This window comes from Nitratireductor pacificus pht-3B, assembly GCF_000300335.1.
In the GTDB taxonomy this organism is placed as follows: Bacteria; Pseudomonadota; Alphaproteobacteria; order Rhizobiales; family Rhizobiaceae; genus Nitratireductor; species Nitratireductor pacificus.
In genome coordinates this window covers 37,623-51,294 of record NZ_AMRM01000003.1, presented here as the reverse complement: position 1 = coordinate 51,294, position 13,672 = coordinate 37,623, and the positions used below count along the sequence as shown (strand labels likewise).

Below are 13,672 nucleotides of genomic sequence, written 5' to 3'. Positions count from 1 at the left end.
CGACCGCGGCGCGGCTTCCCGGGACCGGCAATGAATCACGATACCTATGACGACGCGTATATCTCCGCGATCCTGAACACGGTGAAGAGTGTCGCCATCGTCGGGGCCTCGGCAAACGAAGTCCGGCCGAGCTTCTTCGTCACCAAGTACCTGATCGACAAGGGCTATGCGGTGTATCCGGTCAATCCGGGCCAGGCGGGCAAGACGATCCTCGGCCGGCCGGTGGTGGCGCGGCTCGCCGACCTGCCGGAGCCGGTCGACATGATCGACGTGTTCCGCCCCTCCGCCGCCGTTCCCGGCGTCGCCGACGAGGTGCTCGCGATGGATCCGCTGCCGAAAGTCGTGTGGATGCAGCTCACCGTTCGCGACGACGCATCGGCGCGGCGCCTGGAGGAAGCCGGTATCCAGGTGGTGATGAACCGCTGCCCCAAGATCGAATATGCGCGCCTGTCCGGTGAGATCGGCTGGAACGGCATCAACAGCCGGGTCATCTCGTCGAAGAAGCCGCTGATGCGCAAGGGTTTCCAGAGTTTCGGCATCCGCCAGCGGTGATTTTTCCGCATGCGCCGCTGCCGTGGGGTCAAATCTCCTTTGCCTCGGTGGGTGACCCTCTGTATTGATGCCGGCACACCGAGTGAAACATGCCGAAATGCACGGAGGAAATAGCATGAGCGAGCGCACGCCTGGTTTCAACACGCTGGCCGTCCACGCCGGAGCCCAGCCGGATCCCGCCACCGGCGCGCGCGCCACGCCGATCTACCAGACAACTTCCTACGTGTTCGACGATGCCGATCACGCGGCGTCCCTGTTCGGCCTGAAGGCCTTCGGCAACATCTACACCCGCATCATGAACCCGACCCAGGCGGTGCTCGAGGAGCGCGTCGCCGCCCTCGAGGGCGGCACGGCCGCCGTCGCCACCGCTTCGGGCCATGCCGCGCAGCTCCTGACGTTCCATTCGCTGATGCGGCCGGGTGCGAACTTCATCGCCGCGAAGAAACTCTACGGCGGCTCGATCAACCAGTTCGGCCACGCCTTCAAGAATTTCGACTGGCATGTCCGCTGGGCCGATCCGGAGGATCTTTCGACCTTCGAAAGCCAGATCGACGACCAGACGCAGGCGATCTTCGTCGAAAGCCTCGCCAATCCGGGCGGCACCTTCGTCGACCTGGAGAAGATCGGCGATATCGCCCGCAAGCACGGGCTGCCCTTCGTCGTCGACAACACCATGGCCTCGCCCTATCTGGTCCGCCCGATCGAGCATGGCGCCGATCTGGTGCTGCATTCGCTGACGAAGTTCATGGGCGGTCACGGCAATTCGGTCGGCGGCGTTCTGGTCGACGGCGGCACGTTCGACTGGTCGAAGTCGGGCAAGTATCCGATGCTGTCGGAGCCGCGCCCCGAATATGGCGGCATGGTGCTGCACGAGACGTTCGGCAATTTCGCCTTCGCCATCGCGGCGCGCGTGCTGGGGCTGCGCGATTTCGGCCCGGCCATCTCGCCGTTCAACGCGTTCCAGATATTGACCGGCATCGAGACGCTGCCGCTCAGGATGCAGCGCCACTGCGACAACGCGCTGAAGGTCGCCGAGTGGCTGCGCGGGCACGAGGCCGTGTCCTGGGTCTCCTATCCGGGTCTGCCGGAAGATCCGAACCACGGGCTGATGCAGAAGTATGCGCCGAACGGTGCGGGCGCGGTGTTCACCTTCGGCCTGAAGGGCGGCTACGACGCCGGCATCAAGGTCGTGGAGGGCGTCGAGCTCTTCTCGCACCTGGCCAATATCGGCGACACGAAATCGCTGATCATCCATCCGGCGTCGACCACGCACCGCCAGCTCTCCGACGATCAGAAGGCGGCGGCGGGCGCCGGTGTCGACGTCATCCGCCTGTCGATCGGCATCGAGGACGCCGAAGACATCATCGCCGACCTGCAGCAGGCACTGGCGCAGATCTGAGGACGGTTTGCGGCGCGGGCTGGCGGCGCAAATGCCGCGGCCCGACGGCGCTCGGCGCCCGCTGCACTTGCGCGAGGGGAAGGCGGCATCCTATCTATCGGGCAGAACGAAACGATTCTGCCGCTTTGCGCGCCGTGCAGCTTCCGGCGCGCTGTTTCAAACCGAAAGGTGTTTTCATGCCGAATCCCGTCGATACCGCCATGAATCTGGTGCCCATGGTCGTCGAGCAGACGAACCGGGGCGAGCGGGCTTACGACATCTTCTCGCGCCTCCTCAAGGAGCGCATCATCTTCATCACCGGTCCGATCGAGGACGGCATGGCCTCACTCGTCTGCGCGCAGCTCCTGTTCCTCGAAGCCGAGAACCCGAAGAAGGAGATCGCGCTCTACATCAACTCGCCGGGTGGCGTGGTCACCTCCGGCATGGCGATCTACGACACGATGCAGTTCATCCGGCCGGCCGTATCCACCCTGTGCATCGGCCAGGCGGCGTCCATGGGGTCGCTGCTCCTGTGCGCCGGCCACAAGGACATGCGCTTTGCCACGCCGAACGCGCGCATCATGGTGCATCAGCCTTCGGGCGGCTTCCAGGGCCAGGCCTCCGACATCGAGCGCCACGCCCAGGACATCATCAAACTGAAGCGGCGCCTGAACGAGGTCTATGTCGAGCACACGGGGCAGGACTACGAGACCATCGAGAAGACGCTCGACCGCGATCACTTCATGACCTCCGATGAGGCCAGGGAATTCGGCCTGATCGACAAGGTGATGAGCTCGCGCGAAGCGGCCGAAAAGGTAGCCGGCTCCTGATTCTCCAGCCCGCGACGGAACCAGCGACGACCCATGATCGGCCGGGAATGGCGCCGTTCGGCGCGCATTCGCGGTCGATTGCGTCAATTCGGTCACAATTTTATGTTTGCAGCCGGTCTGTGAACGCCTACGTTAAGCCTATATTGAGTTTCCACCGCCAAGTTTTGCATGGGGGCTCGGTGTTGTTGCCGCGATTTCGGATTTGTGGTTCGCTCCGAAACGGAAGATGGATCGCCACGGAGGCGCTGGAACGGCGCCCGATGCGGTTCAACCGCCCGGCTGAGCGGGTCGGCGTGCCGGTGGTAGTGAAAGGACGTAAGACATGAGCAAGGTCAGCAGCGGCGGCGGAGATTCCAAGAACACGCTGTACTGTTCCTTCTGTGGCAAGAGCCAGCACGAGGTCCGCAAACTCATCGCCGGGCCGACGGTTTTCATCTGCGACGAATGCGTCGAACTGTGCATGGACATCATCCGCGAGGAAAACAAGACCTCGATGGTGAAGTCGCGCGAGGGCGTTCCGACACCGCAGGAGATCCTCGCTGTCCTCGACGACTACGTGATCGGCCAGCCCTACGCCAAGCGCGTCCTTTCGGTCGCCGTGCACAACCACTATAAGCGGCTCGCCCACGCGTCAAAGAGCGCCGATGTCGAGCTTGCGAAATCGAACATCCTGCTGATCGGCCCGACCGGCTGCGGCAAGACGCTTCTGGCGCAGACCCTGGCGCGCATCATCGATGTGCCCTTCACCATGGCCGACGCCACGACACTGACCGAAGCCGGCTATGTCGGCGAGGATGTCGAGAACATCATCCTGAAGCTGCTGCAGTCGGCCGACTACAATGTCGAGCGCGCCCAGCGCGGCATCGTCTACATCGATGAGATCGACAAGATCAGCCGCAAGTCCGACAATCCGTCGATCACGCGCGACGTTTCGGGCGAGGGCGTCCAGCAGGCGCTTCTCAAGATCATGGAAGGCACGGTCGCCTCCGTGCCGCCGCAGGGCGGCCGCAAGCATCCGCAGCAGGAGTTCCTGCAAGTTGATACGGCGAACATCCTGTTCATCTGCGGCGGCGCCTTCGCCGGCCTCGACAAGATCATCTCCGACCGCGGCCGCAAGACCTCGATCGGCTTCGCCGCCAATGTGGCTTCGCCCGAGGACCGGCAGACCGGCGAGCTTTTCCGCCAGGTGGAGCCGGAGGATCTCCTGAAGTTCGGCCTGATCCCCGAATTCGTCGGTCGCCTGCCCATCCTGGCGACGCTGGAAGACCTCGACGAGCCGGCGCTGGTGCAGATCCTGACCGAGCCGAAGAACGCGCTGGTGAAGCAGTATCAGCGCCTGTTCGACATGGAGAATGTCGAGCTGACCTTCCATGAGAACGCGCTTGCCGCGATCGCCCGCAAGGCGATCGAACGGAAGACCGGCGCGCGCGGCCTGCGCTCGATCATGGAATCGATCCTGCTCGACACCATGTTCGAGCTGCCGGCTCTGGAAGGCGTCCAGGAAGTCGTGATCTCCGACGAGGTCGTCGCCGGCAATGCCCGCCCGCTCTACATCTATGCGGAGCGCGAGAAGGAAAAGGGCAACGCCAGCGCGTAAGCCCGTTGCGCCGGTCCCGTTTCGGGCCGGCGCCGCCGCGTACAGGCGGTTTGTCCCGCGTCCGGACCGTGCGTATTGCGTAAGCCCTTGATCTTCTCGGTCCGTAACTCCAACTAAGGGGTTAACGAGGGCGGGGTGGTTTTCCGGGCACGCGTTGCGCAAAGTGCGGATGCTTCTGGCGGACAACCCTCTGGCCGGTTAGACTCTGTTCCACGGTCGGCTCCTGAGCGGCCGTGGTTTGAAAGGCTGAAAAATGACGCAATCCCCCAAGACTGCCGGTGAAACTCTGTATCCGGTGTTGCCGCTGCGTGACATCGTCGTGTTCCCGCACATGATCGTTCCGCTGTTTGTCGGCCGCGACAAGTCGATCAAGGCGCTGGAAGAGGTGATGGGGGCCGAGCGACAGATCCTTCTCGCCACCCAGATGAACGCCGCCGACGACGATCCGGAGCCGAACGGCATCTACGATCTGGGAACGCTCGCCAATGTCCTGCAATTGCTGAAGCTGCCCGACGGCACCGTCAAGGTGCTCGTCGAGGGAACCGGCCGCGCGCGCGTCAAGCGCTATACGGACCGTGAGGAGTATCACGAGGCCTATGCGGAACTGCTGCCCGAGCCGGAGGAGGACGAGATCGAGATCGAGGCGCTGGCCCGCTCGGTGGTCTCCGATTTCGAGAACTATGTGAAGCTCAACAAGAAGATTTCGCCCGAGGTCGTCGGCGCCGCCAACCAGATCGAGGACTACTCGAAGCTGGCGGATACGGTCGCCTCGCATCTGGCGATCAAGATCCCCGAGAAGCAGGAGATGCTCGCCACGCTTTCCGTGCGTGAGCGGCTCGAAAAGGCCATGGGCTTCATGGAAGCCGAGATATCCGTGCTGCAGGTGGAGAAGCGCATCCGCTCGCGCGTCAAGCGCCAGATGGAGAAGACCCAGCGCGAATACTATCTGAACGAGCAGATGAAGGCGATCCAGAAGGAGCTGGGCGAGGGCGAGGACGGCCGCAACGAAGCCGCCGAACTGGAAGAGCGCATCAAGAAGACGCGGCTCACCAAGGAGGCGCGCGAGAAGGCCGAGGCGGAGCTGAAGAAGCTCAAGACCATGTCGCCCATGTCGGCCGAGGCGACCGTCGTGCGCAACTATCTCGACTGGCTGCTCTCCATTCCGTGGAAGAAGCCGAGCAAGGTCAAGCAAGACCTCGAATTCGCCGAGGAAGTGCTCGACACGGATCATTTCGGCCTGGAGAAGGTCAAGGAGCGCATCGTCGAGTACCTGGCCGTGCAGAGCCGGCAGAAGAAGCTGAAGGGGCCGATCCTGTGCCTCGTCGGTCCTCCCGGCGTCGGCAAGACCTCGCTCGGCAAGTCGATCGCCAAGGCGACCGGCCGCGAGTTCGTGCGCATGGCGCTGGGCGGTGTGCGCGACGAGGCCGAGATCCGCGGTCACCGCCGCACCTATATCGGCTCGATGCCCGGCAAGGTCATCCAGTCGATGAAGAAGGCGAAGAAGTCCAACCCGCTCTTCCTGCTCGACGAGATCGACAAGATGGGCATGGATTTCCGCGGCGACCCGTCTTCGGCCCTGCTGGAGGTTCTGGACCCCGAGCAGAACGGCACCTTCATGGACCACTATCTCGAGGTGGAATACGACCTGTCGAGCGTGATGTTCGTCACCACCGCCAACACGCTGAACATTCCGCCGGCGCTGATGGACCGCATGGAGATCATACGCATTGCCGGCTACACCGAGGACGAGAAGGTGGAGATCGCCAAGCGGCATCTGCTGCCAAAGGCGATCCGCGAGCATGCGCTCGAGGCGAAGGAGTTCTCGGTCACCGACGGCGCGCTGCAGGCGATCATCCGCACCTACACGCGGGAAGCCGGCGTCCGTAACCTCGACCGCGAGCTGATGAAGCTGGCGCGCAAGGCGGTGACGGAAATCCTGCGCAACGCCAAGAAGGACGACGCCAAGGCTTCGGTCGAGGTGACGGAGGACAATCTCGCCGACTATCTCGGCGTGCCGCGCTTCCGTTTCGGCCAGGTCGAGGGCGAGGATCAGGTTGGCGTCGTGACGGGTCTCGCGTGGACGGAAGTGGGCGGCGAACTGCTCACGGTCGAAGGCGTGATGATGCCCGGCAAGGGCAAGATGACCGTCACCGGCAATCTGCGCGACGTGATGAAGGAATCGATTTCGGCGGCGGCATCCTATGTCCGCTCGCGCGCCGTCGATTTCGGCATCGAGCCGCCGGTCTTCGACAAGAAGGACATCCATGTGCACGTGCCGGAAGGCGCGACGCCGAAGGATGGTCCCTCCGCGGGCGTGGCCATGGCGACGTCGATCGTCTCGATCATGACCGGCATTCCGGTCCGCAAGGACATCGCCATGACGGGCGAGATCACCCTGCGCGGCCGCGTCCTGCCGATCGGCGGCCTGAAGGAGAAGCTGCTTGCAGCACTTCGCGGCGGCATCAAGAAGGTGCTCATTCCCGAGGAGAACGCCAAGGACCTGGCCGACATTCCGGAGAATGTGAAGAACGGCCTCGAGATCGTGCCGGTCAGCCGCGTCGGCGAGGTCCTCCAGCATGCTCTGGTTCGCATGCCGGAGCCGATCGAATGGGTCGAACCGGTCGAGCCGGCGAAGGTCGAGGTGGCCGACACGGCCGGCCAGACGGTCGCCCACTGAGTCTCCGGGCGGACCGCCCTGACGCCCGTCCGTCGCGGCGACCGGAAGGAAATTGCAGAAGCCGGGTCCCTGGACTCGGCTTTTCTGTCGAAAACCCCGGAAAACATGGGTTTCGAGCTGTCTTTCCGGCATTTCCCGCTTGGTGGCAGGCGCGCTAATCCCTAGAGTACGCCGAGCCGGGTGAGTCGCATCACTTTGGTCCTTATCAGGAAGGGGTAATCCACATGAACAAGAACGAGCTCGTATCCGCAGTCGCCGAAGAGGCCAATCTCTCCAAGGGTGACGCGCAGTCCGCGGTCGATGCGGTGTTTGCCGTCATCGAAGGCGAACTCAAGAAGGGTGGGGACGTGCGCCTCGTCGGCTTCGGCAATTTCTCCGTTTCGCGGCGTGAAGCCTCGACCGGTCGCAACCCGCAGACGGGTGCCGCCGTTCAGATTCCTGCCCGCAACGTGCCGAAGTTCTCGGCCGGTAAAGGCCTGAAGGATGCGGTCAACTGATCGCAGCCCTCATTGAATGCAAGAAAAGCCGGGTTCAAGCCCGGCTTTTCTTTTGGTCATAGTGCTTTGCGGACTGGCTTTCAGGCAATCGCGTCCTGCATGCCCGCGCCGATCTCGCTGGCGAGCTGGTCGCGGAACTGCAGCAGGACGGCGCTGCGCTTCTCCGCCAGGGCCCGGCCCGTCTCCGTTTGCATCGTCGCGGCAAGCCCGAGCAGTTTGCTCGCGAAATGGTCGAGCGCGAAGCGCTTGTCGTCCAGTGGCCGGTTGCCGGCCAGTGGGTCGTCGAAATCGAACAGGGACGCATCCATCTTGCCGGCGATGTAGAAGGTCCTGGCGATGCCGAGCGCTCCAAGGGCTTCCAGCCGGTCGGCGTCCTGCAACACACGCGCTTCCTGCGTCCGGGGTGCGATGCTGGCGGAGAAGCTGTGCGCCTCAATGGCATGCGCCGCGGCGCGGACGCGGTCCTCGTTCCAGCCATGTCCCGAAAGGATCGCCGAGGCGGCTTCCGCAGAGCGCCGTGAAGCCTGGCTGCGGTCGGGAGCGTTCTTCGGCAGATTGACCAGATCATGGAAGTAGGCCGACGCGAGCAGCACATGCGCGTCGCATGTCGCGGTCTCGCCGGCGTCGATGCGCCGGCAATTGAGCCAGACGCGCCGCACATGGCCGAGATCGTGGCTGCCGTCGATCGCATCGCCCCAGGCGTTCTGCAGGTCCTGCTCGAAGCGGGCTTGCCAGGCGGAGAGTGTGTCCATGGATTGCGTCATGCCTTCTGAACGCCTGCCTTGCCATGCTCGATGGCGAAGCGGGCCTGATTCGAGACCTTAGCCTGCGCGGATTCGATCGTATCCACAACGCGCATCGCGGTTGTCCAGCTTTCCGGCGTCACGTCGTGCAGCATGTAGCCGCGCTGGCTGGAATCGTAGTGATGGACATGCGGATTGTACGTCAGATTATCCTTCATCGGCGCATCCAGCGGCTGCGGCCAGCCGGAGCTGATCGAGGTCGCCAGCATTTCGGAGCCGATCGGAGCGCTCTCCGGTTCGTCGGGATCCTCGGGAATGTCGATGGCCCAGTTGGAGTGGATGTCGGCGGACAGGACGACGGGGTTCGACAGGCCGGTCTCCTTCATCGCGCCGATCAGCCGCTTGCGGTTCTCCGGGTAATAGTCCCAGGAGCTTTCGTAGCGGAAGGTGTCGCCCCCGTGCTGCATGGCGAACGGGGCGAACAGGACGCTCGACGCCGTGGCGTTCCAGCGCTGCCGTGACGTGGCGAAACGGTCGGCGATCCAGGCTTCCTGCGCCGCGCCGAGCGTGGTGCGGCCCGGCGCGGTGACATCCGCGCAGGCCGGACGGTAGATGGTGAAGCCATAGTCCGGGTCGGCGGCCTCGCGGCAAAGATCCTCGTTGTCGCGGAACTGGCGCGTGTCGAGGATGTTGAGGCGCAGGAGATCGCCGAAATCGAGGGATCCATGTGTATAGATCGACCGGCTGCCGGCCGTGTAACCGCCGGCCATCGGCATGTGCTCGAACCAGGCCTGATAGGCGGCCGCGCGCTGGGCCAGCGCCTCCGGCGTGAGGTCCACGTCCTTCAGGGCGTCGTGATTGTCCATCACCGCCATGAAGGGAAAGGAGGCATGCGCCTTCTGGAGATGCGGATCGGTCTTGTAGAGCGCGTGCCGCAGCCGGTAGTCCTCGAGCGTGACGGGAACGTCCTTGCGTGTGTGGTGGCGGAATTCGCCGCGCGAGACGCCATAGATATAGTCGCCCAGATGAAGCACGAAATCGACATCGTCTTCCACCATGTGATCGTAGGCGACGAACAGGCCCTGCTCGAAATGCTGGCAGGAGGCAGTGGCGAAACGGACCTGTCCGGTGCTGAGGCGCAGGTCGGGCAGGGTTTTCGTCCGCCCGGTGACGCTCGTCGCATCGCCGACGGTGAAGCGGTACCAGTAGTGACGGCCGGGCTGGAGGCCCTGCACGGTGACGCGCACGCTGTGCGCCATCTCCGGCGTGGCGATCGCCGTGCCGCGCGCCACCGGCGCCCCGAGGGCTTCGTCGGAAGCGAGGACCCAATCGACCGCATAGGGCCGTGGTTCGAGCCCGCCGCCCGGAACCAGCGGGTCAGGTGCGAGTCTTGTCCACAGCGTGATCGATGTGGAGGTCGGCTCGCCCGAGGAGACCCCAAGCTGGAAGGGGTCCCTGTCGAACCGCGCCGTCTGGCCGAAGGCAAGACGCGGCATTGCCAGGGTCGCGCCGAGGCCCATGCCGCCGATCAGTAAGTCACGCCGCTTCATTTTGATTTCTCTTTCTTTTCCGGATCTCAGTCGAGGGGTTCGCGGGGCAGGTAGCAGGGCAGCTTGAAGCGCATGTGACACGCTGGCGGGAGAAGAGGGCGGGCGGGAAACGCCCCGTTTCGCGGGACGCAGGCAGGCGCGCGTCGCGCCGGCCCGTGGCAGAAGATGCGGGAATCTCTCGATGGTTTCGCGGTCGGGTTCACCATCCGCGCTTGACGGTTTCGCGGTCTCGTGTAATTAGTTCGGTAATGGAACGAACTAAAAGAGAAGCCGTGAACGACGCCCCGCGCATTTCCCGCCAGTTCTCCCTCTGCATGGTGATGGAGGCGATCGTTCATTGCGGGCCGATTTCCCGCGCCAGCGTGGCCAAGCAGACCGGTCTTTCCAAGCAGACCATCTCGGAGATCGCCCGCCAGCTTGAAGACGACGGGTGGATTCGCGAGACGGGCCGCACCAGCGGCCATGTCGGGCGCTCCGCCGTCACCTACGAGATCGTGCCGGATGCCGCCTGCATCGCAACGATTGATCTGGGCGGCACGAAGGTGAGGGCGGCGATCGCCGACCTCTCGTGCCAGGTGCTGGCCGAGGTGACCGAGCCGACCGACGAGCGCGGGGGGCTGCACGTGGTGCGCCAGATCGCCCGCCTGTGTCGCGAGGCGGCGGAGCACAACGGCATCGCCTATGAGAAGCTGCGCATGGCGGTCGTCGGCGTGCCGGGCGTTCCCGACCCGCAGCACGGCCGCGTGGTCATGGCGCCGAACGTCTCGGGCTTCGACACGCTCGATGTGAAGGCGGCGCTTGGCGCTGAGCTGGGCGTCGAGATCCTGCTCGAGAACGACGTCAATCTCGCCGCCATCGGTGAGCACTGGATCGGCAGCGCCACGGGCGTCGATGATCTTGCCTATATCGCGCTCGGGACCGGTATCGGCGCCGGCGTCATGGTCGGCGGCACGCTCGTGCGCGGCTTCGGCAACGCGGCCGGCGAACTGGGCTTCCTGCCGTTCGGCACCGACCCGTTCGAGGCGGAATCCCTGAAGGTCGGCGCGCTGGAGCGGGTGACCGGCACGGTCGGCATCCGCCGGCGCTATCAGGAGATCGCCGGCAGGGGGCTCGATGTCCCCGGCATTTTCGACGCCGCCGGCAAGGGCGATGCGGCGGCCTTGCAGGTGCTGGAGGAAACGGCCCGCTATGTCGCCCGGGCCGTCGCCTCGATCTGCGCCATCACCAATCCCGGCAAGGTCGTTCTGGGCGGCTCTATCGGCGGCCGGGCCGAACTGGTCAACCGCGTTCGCGAATTCCTGCCGCAGTGCTTCCCCTATCCGGTCGAGATCGGCGTGTCGGAGCTCGGTTCGCGCGTTGCCATCGTCGGCGGCGCCGCCGTCGGTCTTACCCATCTGCACACGACGCTGTTCGCGGGCGGCGTTCCCGGCGCCGAAATCTCCCTGCCGCCGGCAAAGGTGGTCAAGCTGGTGGAGGCGGCGCAATGAAGCCCGTCGCGGCGCTCCTCGAGCGGCTGAACGCTCATCTCGACCGCGACGCCGCGCTCGACCTGTTCAGGGGCGCGGTGGCCTGCCAGAGCGTCACCGGCAACGAGGCGAATGTCGTCGCCTTTCTCGAAAAGCGGATGGCGGCGCTCGGCCTCGCGCCGCAGAAGGCGGATTTCCTGCCCGGTCGCCCCAATCTCTGGGGTGAGCGGCAGGGGGCAGGCGAGGGGCCGCGCCTGCTGTTCATCGGCCACACGGACACCGTGCATGTGCGCGGCTGGGAAGAGCACTGGAAGGGCACGGACCGCGAGGACCCGTTCGGCGGCGCGATCGTCGATGGCGAGATCTGGGGGCGCGGCACGGGCGATCTGAAGGCCGGCATCGCGGCCTCGCTGGCAGCGCTCCACCTCATCGACAGCGCCGGCCTTCGGCTCAAGGGCGATATCGCCTATGCCTTCGTCGGCGACGAGGAAAGCGGCGAGCCGGGCACCGGCGTCAGCGCCGGCATCAAGGACATGACGCGGCGTATTCTCTCCGGCGCCGTGGCGACGCCCGACTTCGCCGTCTATGTGGAGCCGACCCGGCTCGAGGTTTTCGCCGCGCAGATGGGTTTCTTCATCGCCGATGTGACCGTTACCGGCAAATCCGCGTATTTCGGTGTCCCGGAACAGGGCGTCGACGCGCTGAAGGCGACGCACCGCATTCTGGAAGAAGTCTGGCGCCATTCCGACGCCATCGCCGCCCGCGCCAGCCATCCCCTCGTGGGACGCGCCTTCGCGCTGGTGACGGGCATCGAGGGCGGCGGTTATATCGCCGTGCCCGGCGAATGCCGGTTCTCGCTGATCCGCAAGCTGCTTCCGGGCGAAAGCCTCGACGAAGCGGTCCGGGAACTGGAGGCGGCCATCCGGAGCGCTGCCAACGCGCCCGGCATCTCGGTCGAGATCGCCTATCCCGCCGGTCGTGACCACAGCCATGGCGGTTCGCCGGCGGAGACCGATCCCGATTCTGCCGAAATCCGTCTTCTGAGCACCGTGATGGACGGTGTCCTACCGGGCCGCGGCAGCATTGCGGGCGCCCCCTACTGGTCGGAATCGCCCTTCCTGATCAACCAGATCGGCTGCCCGGCCGTCTACTGCGCGCCGGGCGACATCACCAACTGCCACACGCTCGAGGAGCGGGTGAATCTCGAGGAGTATTTCGCCGGTGTCGTGGGCTTTGCGGCCTTCATCGCCGGGTATTGCGGAACTGAAGAAGCATAAGCGTCCGGAAGTCGGACGCCAGAACAGGGGAAAGAGGAGAACGTCATGTCTATCAGAAAAATGCTCTATGCCGCATCCGTCGCAAGCATGCTGCTTGGCTCTGCCGCTTATGCGCAGACCGTCGGCCCGCAGGGCGAGACGGCGACGCCGTCCGCCAGCATCACCGTCCCTGAGGACAAGGTCGCCACTTTGAAGGAGGGCAAGCATCGCGCCGCGCTTCTGTGGCACGACCAGTCCGACTTCGTGAACGCCGTGACGGCCGGCGCGACGGACGAGTTCACGCGCCTCGGCATCGAGGTGGTGGCGACGACCAGCGCCGGCTTCGACGCCGCCAAGCAGCGCAGCGACATCGAGACCGCGCTCGCCAAGAAGCCGGACATCGTCCTGTCCCTGCCGCTCGATCCGGTGACCTCGGCCGCCGCCTTCGAGCAGGCGAAGAGCGAGGGCGTCAAGCTCGTCTTCCTGTCGAACCTGCCGAAGGACTACAAGCATCCGGCCGACTACGCCGCGATCGTCACCGACGATCTCTTCCAGATGGGCAAGCAGGCCGCCGACGCGCTGGCCAAGGTCATGGGTGGCAAGGGCACGGTCGGCTGGATCTTCCACGATGCCGACTACTACGTCACCAACCAGCGCGACAACGCCTTCAAGACCACGGTGGAGAAGGACTATCCGGACATGAAGATCGTCGCCGAGCAGGGCATCAGCGATCCGGCGCGCGCCGAGGAGATCGCCAACGCGATGCTTCTGAAGAACCCTGATCTCGGCGGCATCTACGTCACGTGGGCCGGCCCGGCGGAAGGCGTTCTCGCCGCCCTGCGCGCCAATGGCAACAAGACCACCAAAGTCGTCACGCTCGACCTGTCGGAGCCGGTGGCGCTGGACATGGTGCGCGGCGGAAACGTCACGGCCCTCGTCGCCGATGAGGCCTACGAGCTCGGTCGCGCCATGGCCGCCACGGGAGCGCGCGCGCTTCTGGGCGAGGAAACGCCGCCCTTTATCGTGGCGCCCGCCGTCACCGCGACCGCGGACAACGTCAAGGAAGCCTGGCAGCAGTCCCTGCGTGTCGATGCGCCGAAGAGCGTGGTCGAAGCCGGGAAGTGAA

Annotated in this window: 11 protein-coding genes; 9 read left to right on the top strand and 2 right to left on the bottom strand. The window is 65.0% G+C overall.

Going from position 1 to position 13,672, the window contains the following annotated elements:
- The first annotated feature begins 30 nt into the window (after positions 1-30).
- The 6 genes from NA2_RS03245 to hupB all read left to right on the top strand — a co-directional run bounded on the left by NA2_RS03245 (position 31) and on the right by hupB (position 7,531).
- Entirely contained in the window at positions 31-552 is a 522-nt protein-coding gene (locus tag NA2_RS03245) for a CoA-binding protein (RefSeq protein WP_008594134.1), read from the top strand.
- A gap of 115 nt (positions 553-667) precedes the next feature.
- Complete coding sequence (locus tag NA2_RS03240) at positions 668-1,951, top strand: O-acetylhomoserine aminocarboxypropyltransferase (protein ID WP_008594132.1); 1,284 nt, start codon at positions 668-670, stop codon at positions 1,949-1,951.
- A gap of 176 nt (positions 1,952-2,127) precedes the next feature.
- Positions 2,128-2,760: an ATP-dependent Clp endopeptidase proteolytic subunit ClpP gene (clpP, locus tag NA2_RS03235; protein WP_008594128.1), complete on the top strand. Its 633-nt coding sequence runs from the start codon at positions 2,128-2,130 to the stop codon at positions 2,758-2,760.
- Between the two features lie 322 nt (positions 2,761-3,082).
- A complete protein-coding gene (gene clpX / locus NA2_RS03230; protein WP_008594127.1) occupies positions 3,083-4,357 on the top strand; it encodes an ATP-dependent Clp protease ATP-binding subunit ClpX in 1,275 nt (424 codons plus the stop codon).
- Between the two features lie 253 nt (positions 4,358-4,610).
- Positions 4,611-7,034, top strand: a complete 2,424-nt coding sequence (lon, locus tag NA2_RS03225; protein ID WP_008594124.1) for an endopeptidase La — start codon at positions 4,611-4,613, stop codon at positions 7,032-7,034.
- Between the two features lie 224 nt (positions 7,035-7,258).
- Positions 7,259-7,531, top strand: a complete 273-nt coding sequence (hupB, locus tag NA2_RS03220) for a DNA-binding protein HupB (protein WP_008594123.1) — start codon at positions 7,259-7,261, stop codon at positions 7,529-7,531.
- An 80-nt stretch (positions 7,532-7,611) separates the two neighbouring features.
- Here the strand turns inward: hupB and NA2_RS03215 are convergent, their stop codons facing one another.
- Both NA2_RS03215 and NA2_RS03210 read right to left on the bottom strand, forming a co-directional pair.
- Positions 7,612-8,283: an HD domain-containing protein gene (locus tag NA2_RS03215; protein WP_040676685.1), complete on the bottom strand. Its 672-nt coding sequence runs from the start codon at positions 8,281-8,283 to the stop codon at positions 7,612-7,614.
- Positions 8,284-8,291: 8 nt separating this feature from the next.
- Positions 8,292-9,824: an alkaline phosphatase D family protein gene (locus NA2_RS03210; protein WP_008594119.1), complete on the bottom strand. Its 1,533-nt coding sequence runs from the start codon at positions 9,822-9,824 to the stop codon at positions 8,292-8,294.
- Positions 9,825-10,096: 272 nt separating this feature from the next.
- Here NA2_RS03210 and NA2_RS03205 point away from each other — a divergent pair, with 272 nt between their 5' ends.
- The 3 genes from NA2_RS03205 to NA2_RS03195 are packed head-to-tail and all read left to right on the top strand — an operon-like array spanning position 10,097 to position 13,671.
- Positions 10,097-11,311 carry an ROK family transcriptional regulator gene (locus NA2_RS03205; RefSeq protein WP_008594116.1) on the top strand — a complete coding sequence of 405 codons (1,215 nt, stop codon included), beginning with the start codon at positions 10,097-10,099 and terminating at the stop codon, positions 11,309-11,311.
- The gene (locus tag NA2_RS03200) at positions 11,308-12,567 is read left to right on the top strand and encodes a M20 family metallopeptidase (RefSeq protein WP_008594112.1); all 1,260 of its coding nucleotides are present in this window, start codon (positions 11,308-11,310) and stop codon (positions 12,565-12,567) included. Before NA2_RS03205 ends, NA2_RS03200 begins: the two co-directional genes overlap by 4 nt.
- 45 nt (positions 12,568-12,612) lie before the next feature.
- Positions 12,613-13,671, top strand: a complete 1,059-nt coding sequence (locus tag NA2_RS03195) for a substrate-binding domain-containing protein (protein ID WP_040676607.1) — start codon at positions 12,613-12,615, stop codon at positions 13,669-13,671.
- The last annotated feature ends 1 nt before the right edge of the window (position 13,672 follow it).

Excerpts from the sequence above, each read along its gene's own strand:
- NA2_RS03245 (WP_008594134.1), top strand. The coding sequence starts at position 31 with ATGAATCACGATACCTATGACGACGCGTATATCTCCGCGATCCTGAAC.
- NA2_RS03240 (WP_008594132.1), top strand. The coding sequence starts at position 668 with ATGAGCGAGCGCACGCCTGGTTTCAACACGCTGGCCGTCCACGCCGGA.
- clpP (WP_008594128.1), top strand. The coding sequence starts at position 2,128 with ATGCCGAATCCCGTCGATACCGCCATGAATCTGGTGCCCATGGTCGTC.
- clpX (WP_008594127.1), top strand. The coding sequence starts at position 3,083 with ATGAGCAAGGTCAGCAGCGGCGGCGGAGATTCCAAGAACACGCTGTAC.
- lon (WP_008594124.1), top strand. The coding sequence starts at position 4,611 with ATGACGCAATCCCCCAAGACTGCCGGTGAAACTCTGTATCCGGTGTTG.
- hupB (WP_008594123.1), top strand. The coding sequence starts at position 7,259 with ATGAACAAGAACGAGCTCGTATCCGCAGTCGCCGAAGAGGCCAATCTC.
- NA2_RS03215 (WP_040676685.1), bottom strand. The coding sequence starts at position 8,283 with ATGGACACACTCTCCGCCTGGCAAGCCCGCTTCGAGCAGGACCTGCAG.
- NA2_RS03210 (WP_008594119.1), bottom strand. The coding sequence starts at position 9,824 with ATGAAGCGGCGTGACTTACTGATCGGCGGCATGGGCCTCGGCGCGACC.
- NA2_RS03200 (WP_008594112.1), top strand. The coding sequence starts at position 11,308 with ATGAAGCCCGTCGCGGCGCTCCTCGAGCGGCTGAACGCTCATCTCGAC.
- NA2_RS03195 (WP_040676607.1), top strand. The coding sequence starts at position 12,613 with ATGTCTATCAGAAAAATGCTCTATGCCGCATCCGTCGCAAGCATGCTG.